The organism is Psychrobacter pasteurii (assembly GCF_900162815.1).
Taxonomy (GTDB): domain Bacteria; phylum Pseudomonadota; class Gammaproteobacteria; order Pseudomonadales; family Moraxellaceae; genus Psychrobacter; species Psychrobacter pasteurii.
In genome coordinates this window covers 1-686 of sequence record NZ_FUGD01000207.1, presented here as the reverse complement: position 1 = coordinate 686, position 686 = coordinate 1, and the positions used below count along the sequence as shown (strand labels likewise).

At 40.4% G+C, this 686-nt stretch carries 1 pseudogene; it reads left to right on the top strand.

The features are described 5' to 3' along the window. Positions 1–83: 83 nt before the first annotated feature. Positions 84–686, top strand: a pseudogene (locus A1232T_RS13420) (nuclease/transposase family protein); the annotation flags it as partial.

Here is a 686-nt window from a genome sequence, read left to right as displayed (position 1 = left end):
GGGGTGGATATAAGGCGACACACACTGTCGTAAGAAGTCGTTAAAAGGTTGTAAGCTAAAATTAATCTTGCCATACTAAGCATATGAAAACACTCAAGCTACGCATTAAAGACAAACACATAAAAGAGCTGAATCGTCTAAGCGGTTCAGTGAACTTCGTGTGGAACTATGTTAATGCACTTTGCTTTGAGCATCTAAAACGTACCGGTAAGTTTTTTAATGCTTATGATTTAAACCAGTACACCAAAGGTAGCGGTGAGTATTTAGGATTACACAGTCAGACCTTACAGGCTATCAATGAAACTCACGCGAAGGCCCGAAAACAATTTAAAAAAGCCAAACTTAACTGGCGCAGCAATCGTCCTGATGCAAAACGCAAAACACTGGGCTGGATACCTTTTAAAAAGTCTGCTATCAAATACCTAAGCACAAGACAAACGGGAAAGAAAGTACTGAGATCAACCCTACAGCTATCGCTATCTAAAGGTCAAAAGCTCCTCATCGATGTATTCGATAGCTACAACCTAAGCCTATATTAAATCAACACGCTTGAGATAGTACAAGACAGTCGTAATCGTTGGTATGCCTGTATCACCGTTAAAGACTTTCCTAAGCAAGTAAGTGGTAAGGGCAGCGTTGGAATTGATTTGGGCTTAAAAGAGTCTGCAACCACATCAAATGGTGAC